The sequence below is a fragment of the Paludisphaera rhizosphaerae genome, from assembly GCF_011065895.1.
GTDB lineage: Bacteria > Planctomycetota > Planctomycetia > Isosphaerales > Isosphaeraceae > Paludisphaera > Paludisphaera rhizosphaerae.
Window position 1 is genome coordinate 221,116 of the sequence record NZ_JAALCR010000005.1, and the last position, 22,611, is coordinate 243,726.

Sequence of the window (22,611 nt, forward strand, 5' to 3'; positions counted from 1 at the left end):
TCGTCCGGTCGGTACGGCTCGGCGGCCAAGTCACGGCGACGGTCTGGGGAATCCCTGCGAGGTTCGGCCTTGGAAGATCAGAAAGCCCGCCCCAAAATCGTGATCGCCGACGACAACGCCCAGAACGTGGAGCTGCTGGAAGCGTATCTGTCGGACGTCGACTGCGACCTCCGCACGGCCCGCGACGGCGAGGAGGCCATCCAGGTCGTCCAGGAGTTCAAGCCCGATCTCCTGCTGCTCGACGTCATGATGCCCCGGCTCTCCGGCTTCGAGGTCTCCCGCAAGCTCCGCTCCAACCCCGAGACCAAGGACATCCTCATCCTGATGGTCACGGCGCTCAACGAGGCGTCCGACTTCGAGCGCGGGGTGCAGGCCGGCACCGACGACTTCCTGACCAAGCCCGTCAACAAGGTCGAGCTGCTCTGCCGGATCCGCAGCCTCCTGCGCGTCCGCCATCTGGAGAACCAGCTCGAACGGACGCTGGCCTATCTCTCCGAGTTCGAGGCCGCCAGCCGGGCGACCGAAGGGTCATGACCACGCCCTCGGCTCGGGTCGTCCTGAAGCCGAAGCGCGCCCGCCCCCTGTTCGCCGGCCACCCCTGGGTCTTCGCCCAGTCCATCGCTCGCGTCGAAGGCTCGCCGGAGCCCGGCGACGAGGTCGAGGTCGTCAGCCATGAAGGGGCGACCGTCGGCCGAGGCCTGTTTAATCCGTCGAGCGCCATCAGGGCCCGGCTCTATCGCTGGGACGGCGGGCCGCTCGACGACGCCTTCTGGAAGGCCCGGCTTGAAACCGCCGTCCAGCTCCGCCGCGACGTCCTCGGGCTCGACGCCCGGAACTCGGCCTACCGGCTCGTCTTCAGCGAGGGCGACGGCCTCTCCGGGCTGACCGTCGACCGCTACGGTTCTTGCCTTGTCGCCCTCTTCTCAAGCCTCGCCCTGCACAGACGTCGGGACGCGATCCTGGACGCCCTCCGCGAACTGACCGGCGCCGAGGGGATCATCGCCCGGCCCGACCGCGCGGTGGCCAAGGAGGAAGGGCTCGACGTCGGCGACGTACGGATCGTCGGGACGATCCCGGAGGACCTGACGGTCTTCGAGAATGGGCTGTCCTACAAGGTCGACGTTCTCCAGGGCCAGAAGACGGGATTCTACTGCGACCAGCGTGAGAACCGCGAGGCCGTCGCCCGTTACTGTCTCGGCAAGCGGGTGCTCGACCTCTTCTGCTTCACCGGAGGGTTCGCACTCAACGCGGCGAAGGCCGGCGCGGCGTCCGTGCGGGCCGTCGACTCCTCGGCCCCCGCGCTGGCGACGGCCCGGGAGAACGCTCGCATCAACGAAGTCGCGAACGTTGAATTCGAGCAGGGGGACGTCCCCAAGATCCTCGAACGGCTGAAGGCGGCCGGCGAGCGGTTCGACGTGGTGATCTGCGACCCGCCCAAGTACGCCGGCCACGCCCGCGACCTCGCCCCCGCGCTGGGCGCCTACGCCCGACTCAACCACGCCGCCGTCGACGTGCTGTCCCCCGGCGGAATCCTGGCGACCTGCTCATGCTCGGGCCTGGTCGATCGGGCGACCTTCCGCGACGTCCTGGCGAACGTCGCCGAGCACTCGCGCCGGCCGGTTCAGATCCTCGAACAGCGCGGCCAGGGGCCCGACCACCCCGTCTCGGCCCCCTGCCCCGAGACCGACTACCTGAAGTGCCTCATCGCGCGGGTCGGCTGAGCGGCGAGCGGGCCGAACCGCTCGTGCGGCGGCCGATTCTTGCGCTGCTTCTTCAGGAGTTCGATCAACCCGTCGCGCTTCCCCCGGACCAGGTCGTATCGCTCGACCTTGCCCCGAGGCCCTTCGACAAGGGCTTCGCCGCAGCCGAAGCATAGGAGGACGCGAAAGGTCTCGCCGCCGGACGACCACTCGACGGCGTAGTCGGGATGGAAGCCGCCGCACTTCTTCTCGCCCGTGAACTCGTCGAAGAGGCCGCCGTCCTCCAGCATGGTACGCAGCGACTTGAGGTCGTCGCCGCTCAGGGTGAGAGGCGTCTGATAGAACGGGTATCCGGCCAACTGGATCGTCTTCGCGGAGGAGACCTCGGCCCGATAAGCGTCTTCCTCGTACATCTGGTGCGGGAGCCCCTCGTAGATAACGAGCCGTTCGGCCTGCGGGAGCGTCTCGCCGAGGCTCGGCCGCCTGGGACGCAGGAGGAGGAAGATCCCCGGCGCGATGGCCACGATCGTCGCGACCAGGATCAGGCGGCGTTTTCGACGATCCATGGCGGACAGCCCCTCAGGATTCGATCTTGCGGCTGATGGGGAGGACGATGCGGAAGCAGGTCCCCTCGCCGGGGGTGGATTCGACCTCGATGCGACCGCCATGGTCGAGGACGATGCCGTGGCTGATCGAGAGCCCCAGGCCGGTCCCCTCGCCGGCGGACTTCGTGGTGAAGAAGGGGTCGAAGATCTGGGCGAGGACGTCCGGGGACATCCCACAACCGTTGTCGCGGATCTCGAGCCGGACGTCGTCTCCCTTGACCACTCCGTCGATGGCGATGACGCCGTCGGCTCGCTGGGCGGCATCGATGGCCTGCATGGCGTTGACCAACAGGTTGAGGAAGACCTGATTGAGCTGCGCGGCCGAGGCGGCGACCGGCGGCAGGCATGCCGAGTGGTCCTCGACCCTGATCCCCCGGCGATCAAGTCGGCCCCGGATCATCTCAAGCGCGGCGGCGATGGACTCGTGGAGATCCACGGAACCGGGCCCCGCTGAGCCTCGATCGCCCCGGGCGAAACCGCGGAGGTTGTGGACGATGTCGGCGACCCGGCGGACCCCTTGACGGGTGCTGTCGAGGACCTTGCCGAGGTTCTCCTTGACGTAGGTCAGGTCATACTCCTCGTCGAGTCGGCGGATCTCGGCGGCAAGCTCCGGCCGCTCGGCTTCAATCACGTCGGAACAGGACTCGAAATCGGCCAGGACCTCGAGCAGGGCGCGGGCGTCTCGGTCAAGCACGGCGAGGTTGCTGGCAACGTACGCCAGCGGATTGTTGATCTCGTGCGCGACGCTGGCCGAGAGCATCCCCAGCGAGGCCAGCTTCTCCGACTGAACGACGCGCGAATGCATCTGGCAGCGGTCCTGGAACTGGCCGATCTGGGCGCCGAGGATGCCCGTCATGTCGAGCAGGTCGGGATCCTCGACCCTCGCCGCTGCGCTGAAGAAGCCGAGGACGCCGATACAGTCGCCTCGGAGCATCACTGGTGCGCCGAAGGCCGAACGGAACCCGCCGTCGACCAGCATGCGGCAGAGCTCGCAGCCGCCTTCGCCCTGGTCGGTCGAGGCGAGGTCGGCGATCCAGGCGGCCTTGCGATCGGCCCAGACTCGACCGGCGATCGACTCGCCGGAGCGGAACGTGCGGTCGCGGATCGCGTCGTTAAGACCGTCGCCGACCGCCTTGGGGTCGCGCCAGAAGGTCAGACAGCGGGCCTGACCGGAAGCCGAGTCGATCCGCCAGAGGACGGCCAGCTCCCACTCCAGTTGCTCGGCCATCGCGCGGAGGATTCGGGGAGCGGCCTCGGCGACCGATTCGGACTCCGCCAGGACGCGAGCGGCGGTGTACTCGACGGTCAGCCGCAACTCGCCGCGCTTGCGGGCGGTGATCTCCTGGAAGACGACCAGGCCGCCGCGGGTCACGCCCAGTTCGTCCACCAGTGGCCGGGCGTCGACGCTCAGGCAACGGCCCTCCTGGATGCTCGGTCGGCCGAGCATCATCTCGACCTGGTCGACCGGCTCGCCTCGGATCGCTCGCCGCAACGGCAGGTCGTCCACGCGATAGGGCTCTCGGGCGCCGATCGGGTAGACGCGGGAAGCCGTGGCCCAGACCACCTCTGTGCCGGCGTCCGCCGGCAGATCGAGGATCCGCCGCGCCGCCGGGTTCATGACCATGAGCTCAAAGTCACCGTCGGAGACGATGACCCCTTCGCCCATGCAGTCGAGGACCGACCGCAGGATCTGAGCCTGTTCGCGGAAGGCCGCCTCCGATCGCGCCAGCTCCTCGGCGCGGTGGTCGAGCGATTCGTTGAGCCGACGGACCTCGGCGATCTGCTGAAACCGGCCGAGCGTCCTGCCGGCGTGGCTGGCCAGCGTCTCCAGGGGCCGAAGGTCGACCTGAGCCGGGTCGAGGGGCTCGCGAACGGCGACTTGAAGCGTCCCCAGCACCTCGTCGCCGCTGGCCAGCGGCAGGACGATCTGCCCTCGCAGTTCGGCGCGGGCGACCGCCTCGTGATCGCAGGCTGGGTCGACGGTGGAATCGGGAACGATCTCGACGTTCCCATCTCGCACGACCCGGGCGAGGATGTCGTCGCCGTTGAGAGGACGGATGGTCTCGGCGACGATCTCGCCCATCGCTCCGCCGCCGCGGACGCCCCGGACCACGCCGGCTTCGCGGTCCACCAGCGAGATCATCGCCAGTTCATATCCCAACCGCGAGCAGAAGGCCAGCACCGAGTCGAACGTACGGTCAAGCGTCTGCGAATCGGCCTGCGAGGTCGAGATCCGGAAGAAGGCGTCGAGCAGGTCGCGAACCTCTTCCAGGTCGCGTGTGCGCTCGTGGATCCGCCCCTCGAGGTCAGCGTGCGACCGCGCGAGTTGGCCGGTCATCCGGGCGAAGCTCGACTCCAGGACGCCGATCTCGTCGTTGGAAGTCACGGCGATCGGCGTATTGAGTCGACCGTCGGCGACGGCCTCGGCCGCCTCCGCCAGCCGCTTGATGGGTCGAGCCTGCTGGCGGGCCAGGAAGTAGGCGGCGGCCAGACCCGCCAGCAGGATCGTGCTCCCGATGGCCGTCAGCAGCCGTCGCAGCCGACGCACCGGGGCGTAGGCCTCGCCGGCGTCGATCTTCACCACCACGCCCCAGTCGGCGTACCCCAACGGCCGATACGCGGCCAGAACCTCGCGACCGAAACGGTCGAGCGCCCGCACCAGACCGGTGTGACCCGCGACGGCTTCTCGAATTCCAGCCGTTTTCTCGACGGGGAACTGCCTGAGTTCGGGGTTCTGACGCGGCGGGAAGAGAAGCTGAACGACGTCCCCTTCGCGTCGGCCGATCAGCACTTCCCCCGTCTGTCCCAACCAACGAGGATCGGCGAGTTGGGCGTCGATCCGACTCAGGTCGACCAGCGCGAAGAGCCGACCCATCAGCGTCCCCGACCGGCTGAGAACGTCGGCCGCAAACACGGCCGCGCGTGAATCTCCGTTCTCGACCGGGACCGCCGTCCGAGGAGTGCCGCCGGTCCGCGGCTCGCGCAAGCCCTGGGGGATCGCGGCGACGTCCTGCTCCTCTCCGCTGACCGCCAGGGTCTCGCCGTCGAGCGCCTCCAGACGGAGGGCCTGGAATTCCCTCGAACTCTCGCGGACGTCGTCGAGCGCTCCTTGAAGGTCGATCGCCGGGCCGTCGCCGTACGCTGAGGCCCGCGACCGCGAGTCGAGCAGGATCCGCAACCGAGTCCGATTGGCCGCCTGAACCACCCGGTCGCCTTCCCGACGCAAGCCCGCCAGCAAGAGCGACTGACGGTCGTCGGCGATCGCCGACAGCCGCGCGTCGATCTGCTCCGTGATCATGTCGCCGACGTACAGGTAGCCGGCCGTCGTCAGGGCCGTCGAGGTCAAGGCCAAGAGGAACCCGACGAACAACGCCTGCTTCGCCACGATCGATCGTTTCGGGCCTGCGGACGCAGCCGACTCCGCCACAGCCGGCTGCGGCGAGTCGTCTCGACCCGGAGGGGCGTCGATCGTCATGGCGGTCATCCGGAACTCCTCCCCGCCGCCCGTCTCGACGGTTAGTCGAGCAAGGTCGGGAACTCGGTCACTCGCAGGTCGGTGCAGCCGTACGGAACGAGCCTAAGGGTCTCCAGCGGCGCGGCGCTCTTCGCTGGGCTCGGCGGCGGCGGGGCAGCGGCTCCCCGTTCCATCTCCCAGCTTTCCACGCGACGCCCTCGGACCTCGGCGGCGATCCTAACTCCCTCCGCAGAAAACGCCGGAGCCCCGGCCGTCGGCTGCACCTCTCGGAAGTTCACGAAGTCCTCGATCCTCTCCGGCGACAGCTCCAACGCGTAGTTCCAAGGGGCCGTCGGCCGGACTTCCCAATCAGCGAACCTTGGGCCATCATTAAGTTTCTTCCATTTTGCGGCAATCGGCAGCGCGAACACCAGCGGGCCGCGGACGATCGCCGTCGAATCGTTGTATCCGCGGTACGCCTGAACCAGGGCCGGCAGTTCCAGTCGGATCGACTTCGTCCCGCTCCACTCGGCGTCAAGGGTCCGATAAGCGGCCGTCCGCTCGTCGCGGGCCACCCCCGCCGCGTCGCCGACTCGCAGCCGACGCTCGCCCAGCGAGAACGGCACGTCCGACGCCGTGATCGACGGCGTCCGCGACCACTCCGGCACCCGCAGCTCCAGTGGGAACCGCATCGGCTCGGGGACCGTGACCACGATCTCGACGGCGTCGCGGAACGGGTACTCGGTCTTCACCTCCAGCCGCACGGGTTTGCCCTGAAGCTGGGTCTCGACGACGCAGGGCGCGTAGGCGGCGACGGCCAGTCCACCCTTCGGGGTCTTCATCCAGAGGTTCGTCGCCAGCTTGGGCCAGCCCTGGTGGAAGTTCGCCGTGCAACAGCCGAAGTTCGGCTCCAGTCCAAAGAGGTTCGAGTCCGGTCCGTTGGTCGCGTAAGGGTGCTCCCCCTCGCGGACGCAGACGACCTGGTTGGCCTGCTGGTCGTACTGGTGCGCTGTCATGTCCTTCTTGAACGTGGCCGGCAGCGCGTTGTAAGAGATCCGTTCCAGGCGGTCGCCCAGGCGGGCGTCGCCGAGGATCTCGATCGCGGCCTCGAGCGAGTACATCGCCTCGACGACCGTGCAAAGCTCGGTCCCCTGCGAGGGGCTCCGGCCGGCGACGTGCTCGTCGCAGGTGAACATGCCCGTCGCCTGGCCGTGGCAGCGGTCGAGCACGCCGAGCATCGAGGCCAGCGCGTCGCGGTCGCCGGCCTCGCCCGAGAGCCTCGCCCGGACGGGGCCGAACTTCCAGCCCATCGCCGTGTTGACCCCGTGGCTGAGCATCCCAAAGCCGTTCGTGGCTCGATCGGTCAGCTTGTAGTCCTCGAACTGCGCCCGCCAATCATGGGCCTGCGTGAAGACCTTCCGAGCGGCGACGACCAACTCAGGGTCATGGGTCCGGTCATACAGAGCGTAGAGCGCCAGTGCGTAGTCAGCGGCGCGGACCTTCGCCCACTCGTAGAGGGGCGTTCGGTCAATCACCTGGTCGATCTTCTTCGAGCATCGCACCAGTGCGGGGATGATCCGGGGATCGCCGGTCGCCTGCTCGTACTGGAGGAACGCCTTGTAGAGCGGGAAGAGAGGCCAGACGTCATAGGCGGCGTGCTTCTGCGAGTCGCCGATGGGGCCGAGCCAGCCGTCGGGCTGCTGGTGGTCGAGGATGTAGTCGACGTACCGCTTCGCCTTGGCCTTGAGCGCCAAGTCGTCCAGCAGGTAGGCCAACGGAATGATGCCGTCGAGCCAGTACGGCACGCGCTCCCAGCCTTCGGCCTTGCCGCCGATCCAGGCGGAGTCCTTGATGTCGGGCCAGTATTCGTCGAGGCTGCCGCCGAGCCCCTTCGCCTGGGTCTCTAACTGGACCTTCAGCCATCCCGAGGGCTTGATCGCCCCCACGGGCAGAGGCTCCAACGCGGCGGGCTTCAGGGAGGGCTCGGCGGCGAGCGCGATCGACGCGAGCCCAAAGCCCAGCGCGACGGCCCCGGCGAATCGGATACCACGACATTTCATGGCGCGAACGTCCTTCGATGCAAGGCGAGGAGAGGCAAGGCTTCGAGGGTCCTTCCATTTTAGCCCGACATCCGTCGTCGGACCATAATGGTGCGGTCCCTTCCATCAGTCGAGGAGCGACGGATGCGCCGCCAGCAAGGCCGCCAGCCGCTCCATGGGGAGGCCGACGACGTTGGAGAAACTCCCCCGCGCCACCGAGACGAACGGGTCCTCGTCCTGCACGCCGTAAGCGCCTGACTTCCCTTCCCACCGCTCAGAGTCGAGATAGGCGAGGCGTTCGGCGTCGGTGAGCGCGCGGAATCGAACCACGCTGATCTCGACCGCGCCGATCCACTCCTCGCGATCACCCCGATGCAGGCAGAGCCCGGTGATGACGTCGGCGTCGCCCCCCTCCTGAAGCCGGATCATCCGCTCGGCGTCGGCGCGGTCGACGGGCTTGTTGAGGATCTCGCCCTCGACGGCGCAGACGGTGTCGGCCGCCAGGATCAGGCCACTCCCTCGCCGCGAGGCCACCGCGCGAGCCTTCCGCCAGGCCAACCCCGCCGCGTATTCGGACGGGCTCACGCCCGCCTCGGGCCCCGGCTCCTCCACGTCCGAGGGATCGACCTCGAACTCATACCCGGCCTCCTCCAGAAGCTGCCGCCGTCTGGGCGAGGCGCTCGCCAGGATCAATCGAGGCTTCGGCACGCGTCACTCCTCCTCGGTCGCAAAATATCGCAGCCACCAGAATATTCCGAGAACGCCGTCGAAGAATAGCTTGACGGCTCAGACGTGTTGTCTTACCATCCCCTTCAGACAAAACGTCTGAGGGGAGGAGGCCGGTGAGATGAAACGGAGCGAGGTGGACGTGACGGAGGCCGAGCTGGCCTTGCTGACGGCGCTCTGGGACCACGGTCCCGCGCCGATCCGGCGGCTGGCGGAGCGGGTGTACGGCGAGGGGGGATCCTCGACGTACGCCACGGTGCAGAAGCTCCTGGAGCGGCTGGAGCAGAAAGGGTGCGTTTCGCGGGACCGCCGCGAGGCGGTCCACGTCTTCGCCGCGGCCGTGGGGCGTGACGAGTTGATCGGCCGACGCCTGCGGGCGGTGGCCGACGCCCTTTGCGGGGGCTCGTTCACGCCGCTGTTGACCCATCTGGTCGAGGGGGACGGTCTCTCCCCGGCCGAGCGCGACGAGTTGCGGTCGCTCATCGACCGGCTCGACCGCGGCAAGAAGCGACGCCCGGGCGCCTGAAACACGTCGAGAGGAGCTTCGCCATGGAAGAGTTGATGCGATCCGCCTTGACCAACGCCCTGGCCGCATCCGCCCTCGCCGCGGTCGCCGCTGGGCTGGCCCTGATCCTGTCGCGACGGCCCGCGATCGTCCATTGCATCTGGGTCGTCGTCCTGCTGAAGCTGGTCACGCCGCCGATGTTCGAGTTCTCAGTGGCTCGCTTCCTCCCGGAGCCCGAGCCGACCCCTGAACTCGTCACGATCGCCGTGGAAGACCTGGAAGGGATCGACTGGGAGGCGTTCGAGGCTTGCGAGCCGGTCGAGGTCGTCGAGGAAGCCGCAGTCCAGCCCGCCTGGGAGATCGATCCGACGCTGATCTGGAAGGGCCTGGGCATCGTGTGGCTGGCGGGCTCGCTGGCGACGGCGGTGCTGGCGGGAACCCGCATCGTGCGGTTTCAGCGCCGGCTGCGCGACGCCTCGCCGGCGGGCTGGGCGGTCGAGGAGGAGGTCGAGATCCTCGCGGCCGAGATGGGACTTCGACAGGTCCCGCTCGTCGACATCGTCGACGCCCGCACCACGCCGATGCTCTGGGGCCTGGGCGTCCGTCCCCGGCTGATACTCCCCCGGATGCTCTGGAAGGAGCTGGACGGCCGCAGCCGGACGCTCCTGTTGACTCATGAGCTGGCCCACCTGAAGCGCGGCGACCACCTGCTGCGGTTCCTGGAGCTGGCCGTGACGGTTCTGTACTGGTGGCTCCCCGTCGTCTGGCTGGCCCGCCGGGCCCTCCGCGACGTCGAGGAGCAATGCTGCGACGCGTGGGTCGTCTGGATGTTCCCGGACGACGCCCGCGCCTATGCCGAGACCCTGTTGGATACGGTCGATTTCTTGAACCCCGGCGCCGAGCCCGAACCGCTGCTGGCCAGTGGATTCGGCAAGGTGCACCACCTGCGAAAGAGGTTGACGATGGTCATGAAGGGAACGACGCCCCGCGCCCTGGGATGGAAAGGCTCGCTGACCGCCCTGGCCCTCTCCGGCGTCCTGCTGCCGATGAGCCCCACCTGGGCCCAGAAGGCCGCCGAATCCACCGACACCGCCACAGCCACGGCGACCGTCTCCGCTTCCGCCGACGGCGTCGGCGAAACCACCACGGTCATCGTCAGTGAGACTCAGGACGGCTCGCCCGACGTCCTGACCCTCCGCGCCATCGCCCGGGACGGCGTCCCGGCCACGGTTGAGGTCGCCGGCAAGGACGACTCGCTCGCAGCCAACACCATCACCGTCCGCGCCGTCGCTGACGTCGCCGATGTGAAGACCATCGACGTCAAAGGCCCGAACATCGCCTTCGCCGGCGCTCCCATCACCGTCAAGATCGACGATGAGAAGGACAAGAAGGACAAGGTTGAGAAGGACGGCGACAAGAAGGACGAGACGAAGGTCCAACGTCAGTTCCGGTACGAGTTCCGCGGCGTCCCGGCCGAAGCCCGCGAGGGCATGAAGAAGGCCGTCGAGGAACTCAAGGCCCGCATCAAGGAGCTGGAGGACAAGAAGAGCGACGGCCCCGAAGCCGAGATCCAGATCAAGGCCCTCAAGGCGGCCCTGGAGCAGGTCGAGAAGATGTCCAACACCCCCCTCGGCCGGATCGCCGTCGCGGGTCAGCCTTCCGCCCCTGGGGATGTCAAGGTGTTTCGCCGCGAGCTGAAGGTGGACGACCCGAAGGCCCAGGAAGCCCGCAAGCAGGTCGACGAACTGCGGAAGGTCCTCGCCGAGAAGCAGAAGGAGATGTCCGAGGCCGCGACCAAGCTCGCCAAGGCCCAGGCCGAGTTGGCGAAGATCTCTCATGAGTTCGTGGCCGTTCGGCCGGACGTCAACCTTCAGTTGAAGGAGGTCCGCGCGTTGACCGCCCCCCGCATCGCCGAGGGCCGCGCCCTCTTGGTGCCGGGCTCCGACGCCAAGGACAAGGCCCGCATCGAGGCCCTGGAGAAGAAGCTCGACCAGGTGCTCAAGCAGCTCGACAGCCTGAAAAAGCCTGAGAGCGACGACAAGAAGTGAGGCGAACCGCCGAATAACCTGGTGTGTCGTCCCCCTCCACCACCAGGCGGAGGGGGACAGCCCAACGAACCGCTGACGACCAGTAGGGGAAAGCCATGCACCGACTGGATCTGGGGCGGCTCCTTCTTGCCGTCGGACGAAGCCTCGGGACGTTCGCCCTGCTGGGGCTCGCCGCCGCAGTTATCCTGGGACTGTTCCTCGTCGCCAAGGATGACGAAATGGGGGCGACCGGGAAGGAGAATGACGGCGATCGGAGCGTCGTCGAGGTCGAGATGGCGGACTTCTGGGCGTCGGAAGGTTTCACCGGCCTGGCCCAGGCGGTCGCCGCGATTCCCAACGCTCCAAGATGGGAAGACGTTCGGGCCCTGATGGAAGCCCGGGGGTGCACAGACCTGCGATACGCCATCCTGCTGCGATGGAAGATGAAGAACGGCTTCGTGGACGATATCACTTACGTCCGACGACCCTACGAGGACACCTGGCGCGCCCGGGAATTCATCCAGATCCTGCAGCGCAGACGCGACCCGACGGAATTCCTGGCCCAGGTCCGTTCCAGACCCGTGGTGATCGGACCGGGAGACCCGGAGGAGCCGGATACGATCGTGCAAAAGATCCTGGATTCCGGCCGCACGCCACGCTGATCCAAGACGCCCGGGAGAATCCGCCCGGGCGTCTTCATGCGCTCAGTTCGGATCAGCCGTATTTCTCGCCCCAGGCGTGCATCGCCAGCAGCGTGGGCTCTAGCTCGCGTCCCTTGGGCGTGATCGCATATTCGACCATGGGCGGCACCTGCTGATGGACCGTCCGCGAGACGATCCCATCCGCTTCCAACTCGCGAAGCTGCTTGGTCAGGGTGCGCGCCGTCACCCCCTTGAGCGCCCGCAACAGCTCGCCGAATCGCATGTCATGCTCGAGCAGGCGGTGCAAAATCAGCACCTTCCAACGACCACCGACGACCTGGATGGTCGCCTCCACCGGACAGCTAACCAACTTCTTCGGGTTGTCGCCGCCGGTCTTATGCATCACGCCTCTCCGGTATCCTCCAGGATACCAAGTACCCAAAAGGCCCATACTTGATGTTCCGTCCATACGACCGTACAAGTCAAGAGGCCCGCTTCTCATGAACGAAGAATCGGAGGGACTCATGGCTCTGAAGAAGACGGTCGAGGTTCGTGGCGAAGTTCCGCAGCACTGGGTGGGCGACGGCTTCCCCGTGCGGAGCCTGTTCTCGTACCACGAGGGGGCCGCGGCGATAAGCCCGTTCCTACTGCTCGACTATGCCGGTCCGATGGAGTTCCCGCCGTCGCCGCATCGTCGCGGGGTCGACGTTCATCCGCACCGCGGCTTCGAAACGGTGACGATCGTCTACCACGGCGAGGTCGAGCACCGCGACTCGGGCGGCAATCACGGAATCGTCGGGCCGGGCGACGTCCAGTGGATGACGGCCGCCTCGGGCGTCGTGCACGAGGAGTATCACGGCGAGGCGTTCACCCGTCGCGGCGGCGTGCTGGAAATGGTCCAGCTCTGGGTCAACCTTCCGGCCGCCGAGAAAACGGCCCCGCCGCGATATCAGGAAATCCTGGCCGCTTCGATTCCGACCGTCGAACTCCCCGACGGCGCAGGCACGGCCCGCGTCATCGCCGGCGAGTTGGGGGGCGTTCGAGGTCCCGCGCGGACGGTCACGCCGATCAACGTCTGGGACCTCCAGCTCGCCGCCGGAAGTTCGGTGCGGCTGGACGTGCCCGACGGGTTCACAACCCTCCTCCTGGTGCGGACAGGGGTCGTAAAGCTCAACGGCTCGACGAGCGCCCAGGGCGTCGCGCTGGTGCGGTTCGACCCGGCGGGCGACGGCCTGGAGATCGCCTGCGACCAGGACGCCTCGATCCTGGCGCTCTCGGGAGAGCCGATCGATGAGCCGGTCGTCGGCCGGGGGCCGTTCGTCATGAACACGGAGGCCGAGATCCGCCAGGCCATCCTCGACTTTCAGGCAGGCCGGATGGGCGTGATTTGAGGCGATCCTTGCCGTTCGAAACGCCGAGAGGCGACCGGTTTCTCCGGTCGCCCCTCGGGTGTTTCATCGATCGCCGCCGCGATCACTCCATCATGTTGTCGTCGATGCCCAGGCGGTAGAGCAGCTCGTCGAACTGGTCGCGATGCTCGTCGTCGGTCGAGTGGAGGTGCTCGGCCTCGGAGATGAACTTGAGCGTGTCGTCGCGACGGAGACCGTAGCTCTTGAGGACTTCCTCAAAGGGCTCCAGGTCATGGGCGTAGACGAAGAGGAGCTTGTGCTCGTCGAACTGGACCTCCATCGGCCCGCCGGGATTCAGGGCGGCCAGGCCGGTGCAGCCGTCGTTCATCAGGAGCGACTCATAGTCGTAGAGCGTGCTCTTGAGGATGACGGTGTCCATGTGCTCGCGGTAGAGGTCGGCGTGGGAGCCCGGCTCGGAGTCATGGCTGGACTCCATCACCACGTCAACCACTTCGCCAAGCGGGTCGAGCAGGTCCATGAAGACGTCGAACAGGCGATCGGCCGAGACCGAGGCCGCGAGCACCGGCATCGTGTTGCCGGACTCAGGATCGCAGTAGACGTCGCGGCGGTAGCCCTCGCGAGGGATGACGTCCAGGCCGATGGACGGCCGGACGGCGTCGGTCAACGTGAAGCTCCCGTAGCGTTCGACCCGGAGATGAGCGTCCAACTGTTCCTGGCTCAGGTCGTCGAAGCTCGTGCGCGGCATGCGACTGGGATTGTTGCGAAGCACGCGTTCCAGGAAACGCTGAAGGAAACTCATAGGAAAGGCCCCCCTCCTCAAACTGCATCAGACAAAGGGATTGTTTCGCGAAAGTCCTCGGCTGCCGCGTCAAGCAGTCTCGGGAACGACGCCCGAGCCCAACCATCCCAGGAATCCGCTTGACACCGCGCCCAAAGGGAGTCGAAACCCACCCCGGGGACGGTCGCCTTTCCATTGGCAACGCTTCACTGGCCGTTCGTTTTCACTATACCATGCGTGTCGCCCGCACCGCCCATGTTGCCGATCTTACTGAAGTGCTTCCAGGGTTGCGATCCAACCACGCCGACGATGCGCCAAAACCCCTCCATGAGGAACCGAAACCGAAGTCGTTCAGTCGGCGGATGACACTCGTTGCATTTTCGATGCCAGTGTTGATTTTCCGCCTCGCCGCCGGCCCATCCGGCTCGTTCTCACCAAAACTTGAGCCGACTTCGGGAAAATATGGCCCCTGGTGCGGGCAAGTCAACTACTCGTGTAAACCGCGACCATTTTGTAATCCTTGCCCGGGGTCCGACAAGGATTAATCCGAGAAACCGCCAATCGTGGCGTTTGGGAAACACACCCAATCAGCCCCATTGCTCCACGCTCGCAAGACACCAACGCCCCCTCCCTGAGAGGGTGACGGTGCATGGCAAGGTCGCAACGTGATGTAAGAGATGAGGGATTTGGCGATCACGCCTGACGCGCCGGTGGTACATCGAGGACCGGGCCGTGGTACACTGAGACGGCCCAGAGGGGGAAGGCCGCGCGCCGGAGGCAGGTCGCGGGCGAGGTTCGGGAAGGGGGCGGAGTATGAGCCTGGATCGCATCGACGAATATCTTAAGGAACACGCCGGAGACTTCGAGGAACAACTCAAGGAGTTGATCCGGATCCCCAGCGTCAGCGCCCAACCCGATCACGACTCCGACACCCGCCGCGCCGCTGAGTTCATCCGCGACGACCTCGCCCGGATGGGGATGACCGCGGAGATCATCCCCACCAAGCGGCACCCGATCGTCTATGCCGAGAGCCTTGGGGCTCCCGGCAAGCCGACGGTCCTCATCTATGGACATTACGACGTCCAGCCCCCAGAACCACTCGAACCCTGGCTTTCGCCGCCGTTTGAGCCCACGGTCCGCAACGGCAACCTCTACGCCCGAGGCGCGACCGACGACAAAGGCCAGATGTTCACGCATCTGAAGGCCGTCGAAGCCTGGCTCAAGACGACCGGCGGCCTGCCGGTGAACGTGAAGATCATCATTGAAGGCGAGGAGGAGATCGGCGGGTCGAACCTGGAGACCTACGTCGCCGAGAACCCCGACAAGCTCGCCTGCGACTACGCCGTCATCTCCGACACCAGCCAGTTCGCCCCCGGCAAGCCGGCCATCACTTACGGCCTGAAGGGACTGGCCTACTTCGAGATCCACGTCCAGGGGGCGAACCGCGACCTGCACTCGGGCACCTACGGCGGCGCGGTGGCCAACCCGCTGAACGCCCTGGCGAACATCCTCGACGGCCTCAAGGGCCCGGACGGCCGCATCAAGGTCGAGGGCTTCTACGACAAGGTCAAGCCGCTGGAAGACTGGGAGCGTCAGGCCTTTCGTGACCTCCCCTTCTCCGAGGAGGAGTTCCGCACCGAGCTGGGCGTGAACGAGGTCTTCGGCGAGGAGGGTTATTCAACCCTGGAGCGCAAGGGCGCCCGGCCGACGTGCGACGTCCACGGGGTCTGGGGAGGCTATTCCGGCCCCGGCCCCAAGACGGTCCTCCCTTGCAAGGCGGGGGCGAAGTTCAGCTTCCGGCTGGTCCCCGACCAGGATCCTGTCGAGATCGAGCGGCTGGTCCGCAAGCACATCGAGACCCACACGCCGCCGGGCGTGACCGTCGAATTCATCAGCCACCAGGGATCTCCGGCCGTGCTGGTGGACGTGGACAGCCCCGGCTTCCACGCGGCGGTGAAGGCCATCGAGGCCAGCTTCGGCGTCGCGCCGCTGTTCATCCGCGAAGGGGGCTCGATCCCCGTCGTCGGCCTCTTGAAGAAGCATTTGAAGGTAGACACCCTGCTCCTGGGCTGGGGCCAGAACGACGACAACCTGCACGGGCCCAACGAGAAGTTCTCGCTGGCCGACTTCCATCGCGGGATCAAGGCGAGCGCCCACCTGCTCGAAGAGTTGTCGCGGACGTCCTGAGGCCCGCCGAATCCAATCGAATCGATCGACCGAGAACACCGGACGGCCCCGACGCCCCCTATGGCGATCGGGACGTCCCCCGGGCGGACGTCGCCGGCCGGGGCGCGACCAAGGAATCCCGTCATGCTCGACCTGAAATACGTCATCGCCAACCTGGACGCCGTCCGGGAGAACTGCCGGAACCGCGCCGTCCCCGCCGACGTGCTGGAAGATCTGGACCGGATCGCCGACCTGGAAGGGGACCGCAAGCAGGTCCTGGCCACCGTCGAGGACGTCCGCCGCCGCCAGAACGAGATCGCCCAGTCGACCGGCAAGGAAAAGGACCCGACTCGGCGCACCGAGCTGATCGAGGCCGGCAAGCGGCTGAAGTCGGACGTCGCCGACCACGAGGAGCAGCTCCGCCGGCTCGACGACGAGATCAAGCAGCGCCTGCGGCGCATCCCCAACCTCACCCACCCCGACGCCCCCGTCGGCCAGACCGAGGACGACAGCAAGGAGCTGCGGAAGGTCGGGACGCCCCGAGCGTTCGACTTCCCCGTCAAGGATCACGTCGCGCTCGGCAAGGACCTGGACCTGATCGACTTCGAGACCGGCGCGAAGGTGGCGGGCTCGGGCTTTTACTTCCTCAAAAACGACGCGGTGCTGCTCGACCTGGCCCTGCAGCAGTTCGCGCTCCGGAAGTTGATCGCCCGCGGCTTCACCCCGATCACCACGCCCGACCTCGCCCGCAACAGCATCCTGGAGGGAATCGGCTTCACCCCTCGCGGCGAGGAGACGCAGGTTTACTCGGTGGAAGACACCGACCTGAGCCTCGTCGGCACGGCCGAGATCACCCTGGGCGGCATGCTGGCCGACGAACTGCTCGACGAAGCCCAACTGCCGATCCGGTTCGTCGGCCTCTCGCACTGCTTCCGGACCGAGGCCGGCGCCGCCGGCCGGGCGAGCCGGGGGCTTTACCGAGTCCACCAGTTCACGAAGGTCGAGATGTTCGCGTTCACGACGCCCGAGCAGTCGGGCGCGATCCACGCGGAGATGCTGGCGATCGAGGAGGAGATCTTCGGCGAGTTGGGGATCCCCTACCTCGTCCTGGACATCGCCACCGGCGACCTCGGCGGCCCGGCTTATCGCAAGTTCGACCTGGAAGCCTGGATGCCCGGCCGCGGCGAGCATGGCGAGTACGGCGAAGTCACCAGCACGTCCGATTGCACCGACTACCAGTCGCGCCGGCTCAACATCCGATATCGCCCGACCGGCCAGAAGGGGACGCGGTTCGTCCACACCCTCAACGGCACCGCCGTCGCCGTCAGCCGGGCGCTCATCGCCGTGATCGAGAACTACCAGCGAGCCGACGGCAAGATCGACGTCCCCGAGGTCCTGAAGCCGTACGTCGGCAAGGACGTGATCGGGTAGAACCGTCGATCGAGAGCGACCGTACAAGGTACGTCGAACGTCAGAAAACGTAGGGGATCGTCGACGCCAAGAGGCCGGTACGGCCGGATGAGGGGGCGAGCCGTCGAGGTCATGTCCGACGGCTCGCCCTCAATGCCGCGCCGATCCCCCCTCATCCGCCCCTACGGGGCACCTTCCCCCGCGAGGGGGGAAGGCCGTTATGGTCCCGGACGGTTGACCCGCGAAGGAGGGCGAAAAATGCGAAACCCGCTGCTGGTGCCCGACCTCCGCGAGTTGATCCAGGCGGGCGAAGACGACGTCCTCCGCGACTTCCTGGAAGACCAGCATCCCGGGCGCGTGGCCGAGTTCATCGAGGACCTGCCCGACGGCGAGGGTGACGCCGTCTTCCGCATCCTCGAACCCCGCGAACGCGCCGAGGTCCTCAGCTACTTTGACAACGACGAGCAGAACCGGCTCGTCGAGGCGATGCCTCCCAAGGAGGCCGCCGAATTGCTCCGCGTGATGTCGCACGACGAACGCGCTGCGCTCGTCAACCGGCTCGACGAGGACTACGTCGACGAGGTCCTCCCGAACCTCGCCCAGGCCGAGCGCGAGGACATCCGCCGCCTCACCAGCTACGAGCCCGGCACGGCCGGCGCGGTGATGACGACCGACTACGTCACCCTGCCCCCCCACATCACCGTCCGCGAGGCTCTGGAGCGGCTCCGCCACGAGGCGCCCGACCGTGAGACGATTTACTACTGCTACGTCGTCGACCACAACCGCCGGCTCATCGGCTTCGTCTCGCTCAAGCGACTGATCCTCGCCCGCCGCTCGGCGGTGATCGAGGAGATCATGCAGGAAGACGTGATCCACGCCAAGGTCGACGACGATCAGGAGCCCGTCGCCCGGACGATCGACAAGTACGACCTGCTGGCGCTCCCCATCGTCGACGCCGACAACAAGCTGGTGGGAATCGTCACCCACGACGACGCGATGGACATCCTCCGCCGCGAGCAGACCGAGGACATGCTCAAGTTCGGCGGCGTCGCCCCCGACCCCGAATCCGACACGCTCCCCTACTGGCAGAGCCACGTCGTGACGGTCGTCCGCCGCCGGATCAAGTGGCTGATGCTGCTGTTCATGGCCGAGAACCTCACCACGCCCGTCCAGCAGCATTTCCAGTGGACCTACGGCGACGCCAACATTCCGGCGTTGGCCCTGTTCATCCCGCTGCTGACCGGCACCGGCGGCAACGCCGGCAGCCAAACTGTCGGCACTGTGATTCGAGGCATGGCGCTGGGGGAGATCAAGCTCGCGCAGGCCCTCTGGGTCGTCGCCCGTGAATGGATGACGGGCCTCTGCCTGGGTCTAATCCTGGGTCTGACCGCCCTCCTCTATATCCACTGGTGGCGACATCTGCCCTGGAACGTTTCGATGGTCGTCGCCCTGGCGATGTTCTGCGTCTGCATGTGGGCGAACGTTATCGGCTCGCTCGTGCCGTTGGCGGCCCGCCGCGTGGGGATCGACCCGGCCGTCGTCTCCGCGCCGTTCATCAGCACCCTCGTCGACGCCACCGGCATGGTCATCTACTTCACCATCGCCATCACGCTGCTGGGCCTGAGGAAGTAGCGGGGTCGGGTCCGGGCTCGGCCGCGGCCTCCTCAAGCGTCTCCACGACCTCGCCGTAGCGTTCGTCGGCGTCGACGCGATCGGCCGCTTCGGGGAGTCCTTCGTCGGTCCCCCGTCGGACCAGATCGGCCTGACGCCTGAGCGCTTCGAGGAATTCGCGGTTTCGGGTGCGTCGGCCGACCGAGCTGATGCACTCCAGCAGCCGGAGCGTCACGGCGGCGTCGTCGCGCGCCGACTGGCGGATCTGGTTGAACGCCGCGTCGACGACTCCCGAGATCGTCGATCGATCGGCGATCAGCCGCAGGCGGCCTTCCTCGTCGTAGCGATACGGCGAGGGGATCTTGCGGGCGGCCAGCCGACAGAGCGCAGCGCCCAGGCGGTCGACGCAGTTGATCGCCGTGAAGGGGTCGTTGACGCCCGGCGACAGCGCTCGCACCGCGACCTCCACGAGCTGGTCGATCGCGAATTCGACGTCCTGAGCCGGCGTTCGTCTTCGCCCGAGATAGAACGCCCCTCGGATCACGTCGGCGTCGGTCTCTTGCAGCCGTTCCGAAGGCCAGGCCAGGACCAGGTCGTTCCCCTCGAACACGAACTTCCCCGGTCGCAACGGGAGCGAGAGGATGAGATCCCGCTCAACGGCGAGGGAGAACAATCGATCGAGATCGATGGCCTGAATGTAGTCGCTTCTCGTCGAGGCGATCGGCTCGGCCTCGCGATCAAAGTCAGCGGGGACGTCGCGATCGCCGGCTCTCGGGTCGTCGGCTTCCTCGCCGATCGCTTCCGGGTAGAGGCGATCGATGGCTTCCTCCAGGTCGCGACTGACCGCCGCCAGGACGTTCTCGGTCTGGATGGACTCGGCCGCGTGGTGGATGAAGTAGATGAACACACCCAGGCTGGCCATCGCCAGGAACAGGCCGACCGTCACCGAGATGTGAGGGACGAATTGTTCCCCCTCCGTCCCGTTGATGGTCCTCAGAATCAGCAGGCAATAGGTGAAGGTCCCGATGAACGTTCCCAGGGCCACCTGATTCCCCCGGTCGCGCATGAAGTTCCGCAGCAACCGAGGACCGAACTGCGACGAGGCGAGTTGCAGAGCCACGATCGTGATCGAGAACGTGACGCTTGTGATCGTCATCATCGTCCCGGCGACCGTCGAAAGGACCGCGCGCGAGCCCTCCGGTCCTCGCGTGAACGTCCACCCCAGCGTGGCGAGTCGATTATGATAGGGCGTCGCTCGATCAAGGTGGAGCGTCGCCAGCGACAGGAAGGTCGCGCCGATGGCCATGACGGTGGGCACGAACCAGAAATTCGCGCGCAGCTCGTCCCAGCGACTACCGAGCCAGATTTTCATGAACGGCTCGACCCCGCAATTGATGGACCGAACATCCAGAGACGACTGCCCCTGACGGAGATCCTAGCTTGAAGATCGTCATCCATCCAGCGGTCGACGCCGACCGGTTGCACGCTTTCCGATCCGCCGTGCCGGGCGCCGATTTCGTCAACGCCGCGTCGCCCGAGGAGGCTGAGGCCGCCATGCCGTTGGCCGCCGCCTTCCTGGGCAAGATCACGCCGGCGATGCTGGCGAAGGCCGATCGCCTGCGATGGGTCCAGGCCTTCACGGCCAGCCTGGAGCACTACATCTTCCCGGCCCTGGCCGACCACCCCTGCGAGTTGACCAACACCCGCGGCCTCTTCGGCGACGTCATCGCCGATCAGGTGATGGGCTACGTCCTCTGCTTCGCCCGCAACCTGCACCTATACGCCCGTCGGCAACTCGAGCGTCGCTACGAGCCCGAGGGAGGAGCGGCGGCGCGGGTCGATTTCGCGTCGGGGCCTGGCCTCGTCAACGCGATGGACCGCGCCACGATCTACCTGCCGAGGGCCACGATGGGAATCGTCGGCATGGGCGGCATCGGCCTGGAAGTCGCGCGAAGGGCCTGCGCCTTCGGTATGAAGGTCCGAGGCGTGGATCGACATCCTGACCGTATCGAGAAGTCCAACTTCATCGATCGGATCGACGGGCTCGACGCCCTCGACGACCTGCTCGGTTGGTCTGACTTCGTCGTGATCGCCGCGCCGCATACGCCTGAGACCGTCCGGCTGTTCGACGCCTCTCGGTTCGCGAAGATGAAGCCGACGAGCTATCTCATCAACATCGGCCGGGGGGCGATCGTCGCGCTCGACGACCTCGTCGCGGCCCTTCGCGACGGCCGGATCGCCGGCGCTGCGCTCGACGTTTACGAGGTCGAGCCCCTGCCGCCCGACCATCCGCTCTGGGACTTCCCCAACGTCATCCTGACGCCCCACACCGCCGGCTATTCGCCGATCATCGCCGAGCGCCACCGGGCGCTCCTGGTGGACAACCTCGGGCGGTTCGCCCGCGGCGAGGCGTTGCGGAACGTGGTCGACAAGAGGCTCTGGTTCTAGTTCGAGCGGCGGCGTAGGATGAAGCGGTGTCGACCTCCTCGTCTTCTCCCCTTGAGGGAGAAGGCGCCCCGAAGGGGCGGATGAGGGGTGGACGCACCGCGAGCCTGGGACGCGAAGACGGGTCCTCACCCGCCGCCGGTCGACCCCTCATCCGGCCGTACCGGCCACCTTCCCCCTCAAGGGGGGAAGGCACGATTGGCCCTCTGACTCGCCTCTTTGGGACGGAGGGAAGGACGCCATGCGACGACGGCGATGGGCGTTCACGCTGATCGAGCTTCTGGTGGTGATCGCGATCATCGCGGTCCTGATCGGGCTCCTGATGCCGGCCGTGCAGTCGGCACGGGCGGCGGCCCGGCGGGTGCAGTGCCAGAACAACCTGCGGCAGATCGGCCTGGCGCTCAACACGTACATGACCGAGAAGAACGTCCTCCCCATGAGCGCCACGGTGGGCGTGGGGAGGGGCGTCAACCACTCGTGCTTCACCATGATCCTGGCGGAGCTTGAGCAGAGGCAGCTCTTCAACTCCTACAACTTCAAGTGGGAGAACTACGCGACGGCGAACGGAACGGCCGTCGGGACGAAGCTGGCCACGCTCGTCTGCCCGGCGAACCCGCTGCCGGACGACCTGGTCGCCTCGGCGAATGTGAAACAAGCCGACGGCACGGCCTATCCGGCGGGCTCGGCGTTCGCCCGGGGCCATTACGGGGCCAACTGGGGAGGCGGCCGACTGGCGGGATTCGGCGACGACTTCGCCGCGACCAAGCAGAACTACCGCGGCGTCATGATGACCGTCCGCGCCGTCGGCCCGCGCGGGCCGACCTACTGCGTCCGCAGCCAGGACATCCGCGACGGCCTCTCCAACACGGTCCTCGCCGCCGAGAAACGCGACAGCCAGGGTTGGGCCGTGGGCGGATACGCCGGCAGCGAGTTCGACGCCGCCAAGTCCCCCCTGCCCGCCGACCTCCCCAACATCCGCACCGTCGTCTCCGGCTCCTACCACGGCGACCAGATCAACGCCGTCCTCTGCGACGGCTCCGTCCGCCCTCTGCGCGGCTCGATCGACACCAAGGTCTGGTACGGCCTCCTCACCCGCGACGGCAAAGAGGCCGTCGCCGCCGACGCCTATTGAGC

General features: G+C 67.0%; 18 protein-coding genes. 11 read left to right on the forward strand and 7 right to left on the reverse strand.

What is annotated here, in order from left to right:
• Positions 1-69 precede the first annotated feature (69 nt).
• Entirely contained in the window at positions 70-534 is a 465-nt protein-coding gene (locus tag G5C50_RS08525; protein WP_165067755.1) for a response regulator, read from the forward strand.
• The gene (locus G5C50_RS08530; RefSeq protein WP_165067757.1) at positions 531-1,721 is read left to right on the forward strand and encodes a class I SAM-dependent rRNA methyltransferase; all 1,191 of its coding nucleotides are present in this window, start codon (positions 531-533) and stop codon (positions 1,719-1,721) included. The genes G5C50_RS08525 and G5C50_RS08530 overlap by 4 nt, the downstream gene beginning before the upstream one ends.
• On the opposite strand, the gene G5C50_RS08535 is transcribed toward G5C50_RS08530, so the two are convergent.
• The 4 genes from G5C50_RS08535 to G5C50_RS08550 all read right to left on the reverse strand — a co-directional run bounded on the left by G5C50_RS08535 (position 1,688) and on the right by G5C50_RS08550 (position 8,506).
• The gene (locus G5C50_RS08535; RefSeq protein ID WP_165067760.1) at positions 1,688-2,266 is read right to left on the reverse strand and encodes a hypothetical protein; all 579 of its coding nucleotides are present in this window, start codon (positions 2,264-2,266) and stop codon (positions 1,688-1,690) included. The two genes, G5C50_RS08530 and G5C50_RS08535, sit on opposite strands and share 34 nt — an antisense overlap.
• Before the next feature lie 13 nt (positions 2,267-2,279).
• Positions 2,280-5,789, reverse strand: a complete 3,510-nt coding sequence (locus G5C50_RS08540) for an ATP-binding protein (protein ID WP_165067762.1) — start codon at positions 5,787-5,789, stop codon at positions 2,280-2,282.
• Between the two features lie 32 nt (positions 5,790-5,821).
• Complete coding sequence (locus G5C50_RS08545) at positions 5,822-7,819, reverse strand: beta-L-arabinofuranosidase domain-containing protein (RefSeq protein ID WP_165067765.1); 1,998 nt, start codon at positions 7,817-7,819, stop codon at positions 5,822-5,824.
• Between the two features lie 105 nt (positions 7,820-7,924).
• On the reverse strand, positions 7,925-8,506 hold the full coding sequence (locus G5C50_RS08550; RefSeq protein ID WP_240907017.1) for a Maf family protein: 582 nt from the start codon (positions 8,504-8,506) through the stop codon (positions 7,925-7,927).
• A 139-nt stretch (positions 8,507-8,645) separates the two neighbouring features.
• Here G5C50_RS08550 and G5C50_RS08555 point away from each other — a divergent pair, with 139 nt between their 5' ends.
• The 3 genes from G5C50_RS08555 (at position 8,646) to G5C50_RS08565 (ending at position 11,718) form a co-directional block, all read left to right on the forward strand.
• The gene (locus tag G5C50_RS08555; protein WP_165067768.1) at positions 8,646-9,050 is read left to right on the forward strand and encodes a BlaI/MecI/CopY family transcriptional regulator; all 405 of its coding nucleotides are present in this window, start codon (positions 8,646-8,648) and stop codon (positions 9,048-9,050) included.
• Positions 9,051-9,073: 23 nt separating this feature from the next.
• Positions 9,074-11,077: a M56 family metallopeptidase gene (locus G5C50_RS08560; RefSeq protein WP_165067771.1), complete on the forward strand. Its 2,004-nt coding sequence runs from the start codon at positions 9,074-9,076 to the stop codon at positions 11,075-11,077.
• Between the two features lie 95 nt (positions 11,078-11,172).
• On the forward strand, positions 11,173-11,718 hold the full coding sequence (locus G5C50_RS08565) for a hypothetical protein (RefSeq protein ID WP_165067774.1): 546 nt from the start codon (positions 11,173-11,175) through the stop codon (positions 11,716-11,718).
• Positions 11,719-11,770: 52 nt separating this feature from the next.
• Here the strand turns inward: G5C50_RS08565 and G5C50_RS08570 are convergent, their stop codons facing one another.
• Entirely contained in the window at positions 11,771-12,100 is a 330-nt protein-coding gene (locus G5C50_RS08570; protein WP_165067776.1) for a winged helix-turn-helix transcriptional regulator, read from the reverse strand.
• A 127-nt stretch (positions 12,101-12,227) separates the two neighbouring features.
• On the opposite strand from G5C50_RS08570, the gene G5C50_RS08575 reads away from it, so the two are divergent.
• Positions 12,228-13,088, forward strand: coding sequence for a pirin family protein (locus G5C50_RS08575; protein ID WP_407673507.1), 861 nt, complete (start codon positions 12,228-12,230; stop codon positions 13,086-13,088).
• Positions 13,089-13,170: 82 nt separating this feature from the next.
• Here the strand turns inward: G5C50_RS08575 and G5C50_RS08580 are convergent, their stop codons facing one another.
• On the reverse strand, positions 13,171-13,866 hold the full coding sequence (locus tag G5C50_RS08580; protein WP_165067779.1) for a hypothetical protein: 696 nt from the start codon (positions 13,864-13,866) through the stop codon (positions 13,171-13,173).
• A 792-nt stretch (positions 13,867-14,658) separates the two neighbouring features.
• Here G5C50_RS08580 and G5C50_RS08585 point away from each other — a divergent pair.
• From G5C50_RS08585 to mgtE, 3 genes are all read left to right on the forward strand, one after another.
• A complete protein-coding gene (locus tag G5C50_RS08585; protein WP_165067782.1) occupies positions 14,659-16,032 on the forward strand; it encodes a dipeptidase in 1,374 nt (457 codons plus the stop codon).
• A 123-nt stretch (positions 16,033-16,155) separates the two neighbouring features.
• A complete protein-coding gene (gene serS, locus G5C50_RS08590) occupies positions 16,156-17,442 on the forward strand; it encodes a serine--tRNA ligase (RefSeq protein WP_165067784.1) in 1,287 nt (428 codons plus the stop codon).
• A 237-nt stretch (positions 17,443-17,679) separates the two neighbouring features.
• A complete protein-coding gene (gene mgtE / locus G5C50_RS08595; protein ID WP_165067787.1) occupies positions 17,680-19,053 on the forward strand; it encodes a magnesium transporter in 1,374 nt (457 codons plus the stop codon).
• On the opposite strand, the gene G5C50_RS08600 is transcribed toward mgtE, so the two are convergent.
• Positions 19,028-20,404 carry a DUF2254 domain-containing protein gene (locus G5C50_RS08600; protein WP_165067790.1) on the reverse strand — a complete coding sequence of 459 codons (1,377 nt, stop codon included), beginning with the start codon at positions 20,402-20,404 and terminating at the stop codon, positions 19,028-19,030. The two genes, mgtE and G5C50_RS08600, sit on opposite strands and share 26 nt — an antisense overlap.
• 68 nt (positions 20,405-20,472) lie before the next feature.
• Between G5C50_RS08600 and G5C50_RS08605 the strand changes: the two genes are divergently transcribed.
• On the forward strand, positions 20,473-21,480 hold the full coding sequence (locus G5C50_RS08605; RefSeq protein WP_165067793.1) for a D-2-hydroxyacid dehydrogenase: 1,008 nt from the start codon (positions 20,473-20,475) through the stop codon (positions 21,478-21,480).
• 238 nt (positions 21,481-21,718) lie between these two features.
• Positions 21,719-22,609: a DUF1559 family PulG-like putative transporter gene (locus tag G5C50_RS08610; protein ID WP_165067998.1), complete on the forward strand. Its 891-nt coding sequence runs from the start codon at positions 21,719-21,721 to the stop codon at positions 22,607-22,609.
• Positions 22,610-22,611 lie beyond the last annotated feature (2 nt).

Coding starts and splice junctions, on each gene's coding strand:
- G5C50_RS08530 (WP_165067757.1), top strand. CDS start 531: ATGACCACGCCCTCGGCTCGGGTCGTCCTGAAGCCGAAGCGCGCCCGC.
- G5C50_RS08535 (WP_165067760.1), bottom strand. CDS start 2,266: ATGGATCGTCGAAAACGCCGCCTGATCCTGGTCGCGACGATCGTGGCC.
- G5C50_RS08540 (WP_165067762.1), bottom strand. CDS start 5,789: ATGACCGCCATGACGATCGACGCCCCTCCGGGTCGAGACGACTCGCCG.
- G5C50_RS08545 (WP_165067765.1), bottom strand. CDS start 7,819: ATGAAATGTCGTGGTATCCGATTCGCCGGGGCCGTCGCGCTGGGCTTT.
- G5C50_RS08555 (WP_165067768.1), top strand. CDS start 8,646: ATGAAACGGAGCGAGGTGGACGTGACGGAGGCCGAGCTGGCCTTGCTG.
- G5C50_RS08560 (WP_165067771.1), top strand. CDS start 9,074: ATGGAAGAGTTGATGCGATCCGCCTTGACCAACGCCCTGGCCGCATCC.
- G5C50_RS08565 (WP_165067774.1), top strand. CDS start 11,173: ATGCACCGACTGGATCTGGGGCGGCTCCTTCTTGCCGTCGGACGAAGC.
- G5C50_RS08570 (WP_165067776.1), bottom strand. CDS start 12,100: ATGCATAAGACCGGCGGCGACAACCCGAAGAAGTTGGTTAGCTGTCCG.
- G5C50_RS08580 (WP_165067779.1), bottom strand. CDS start 13,866: ATGAGTTTCCTTCAGCGTTTCCTGGAACGCGTGCTTCGCAACAATCCC.
- G5C50_RS08585 (WP_165067782.1), top strand. CDS start 14,659: ATGAGCCTGGATCGCATCGACGAATATCTTAAGGAACACGCCGGAGAC.
- serS (WP_165067784.1), top strand. CDS start 16,156: ATGCTCGACCTGAAATACGTCATCGCCAACCTGGACGCCGTCCGGGAG.
- mgtE (WP_165067787.1), top strand. CDS start 17,680: ATGCGAAACCCGCTGCTGGTGCCCGACCTCCGCGAGTTGATCCAGGCG.
- G5C50_RS08600 (WP_165067790.1), bottom strand. CDS start 20,404: ATGAAAATCTGGCTCGGTAGTCGCTGGGACGAGCTGCGCGCGAATTTC.
- G5C50_RS08610 (WP_165067998.1), top strand. CDS start 21,719: ATGCGACGACGGCGATGGGCGTTCACGCTGATCGAGCTTCTGGTGGTG.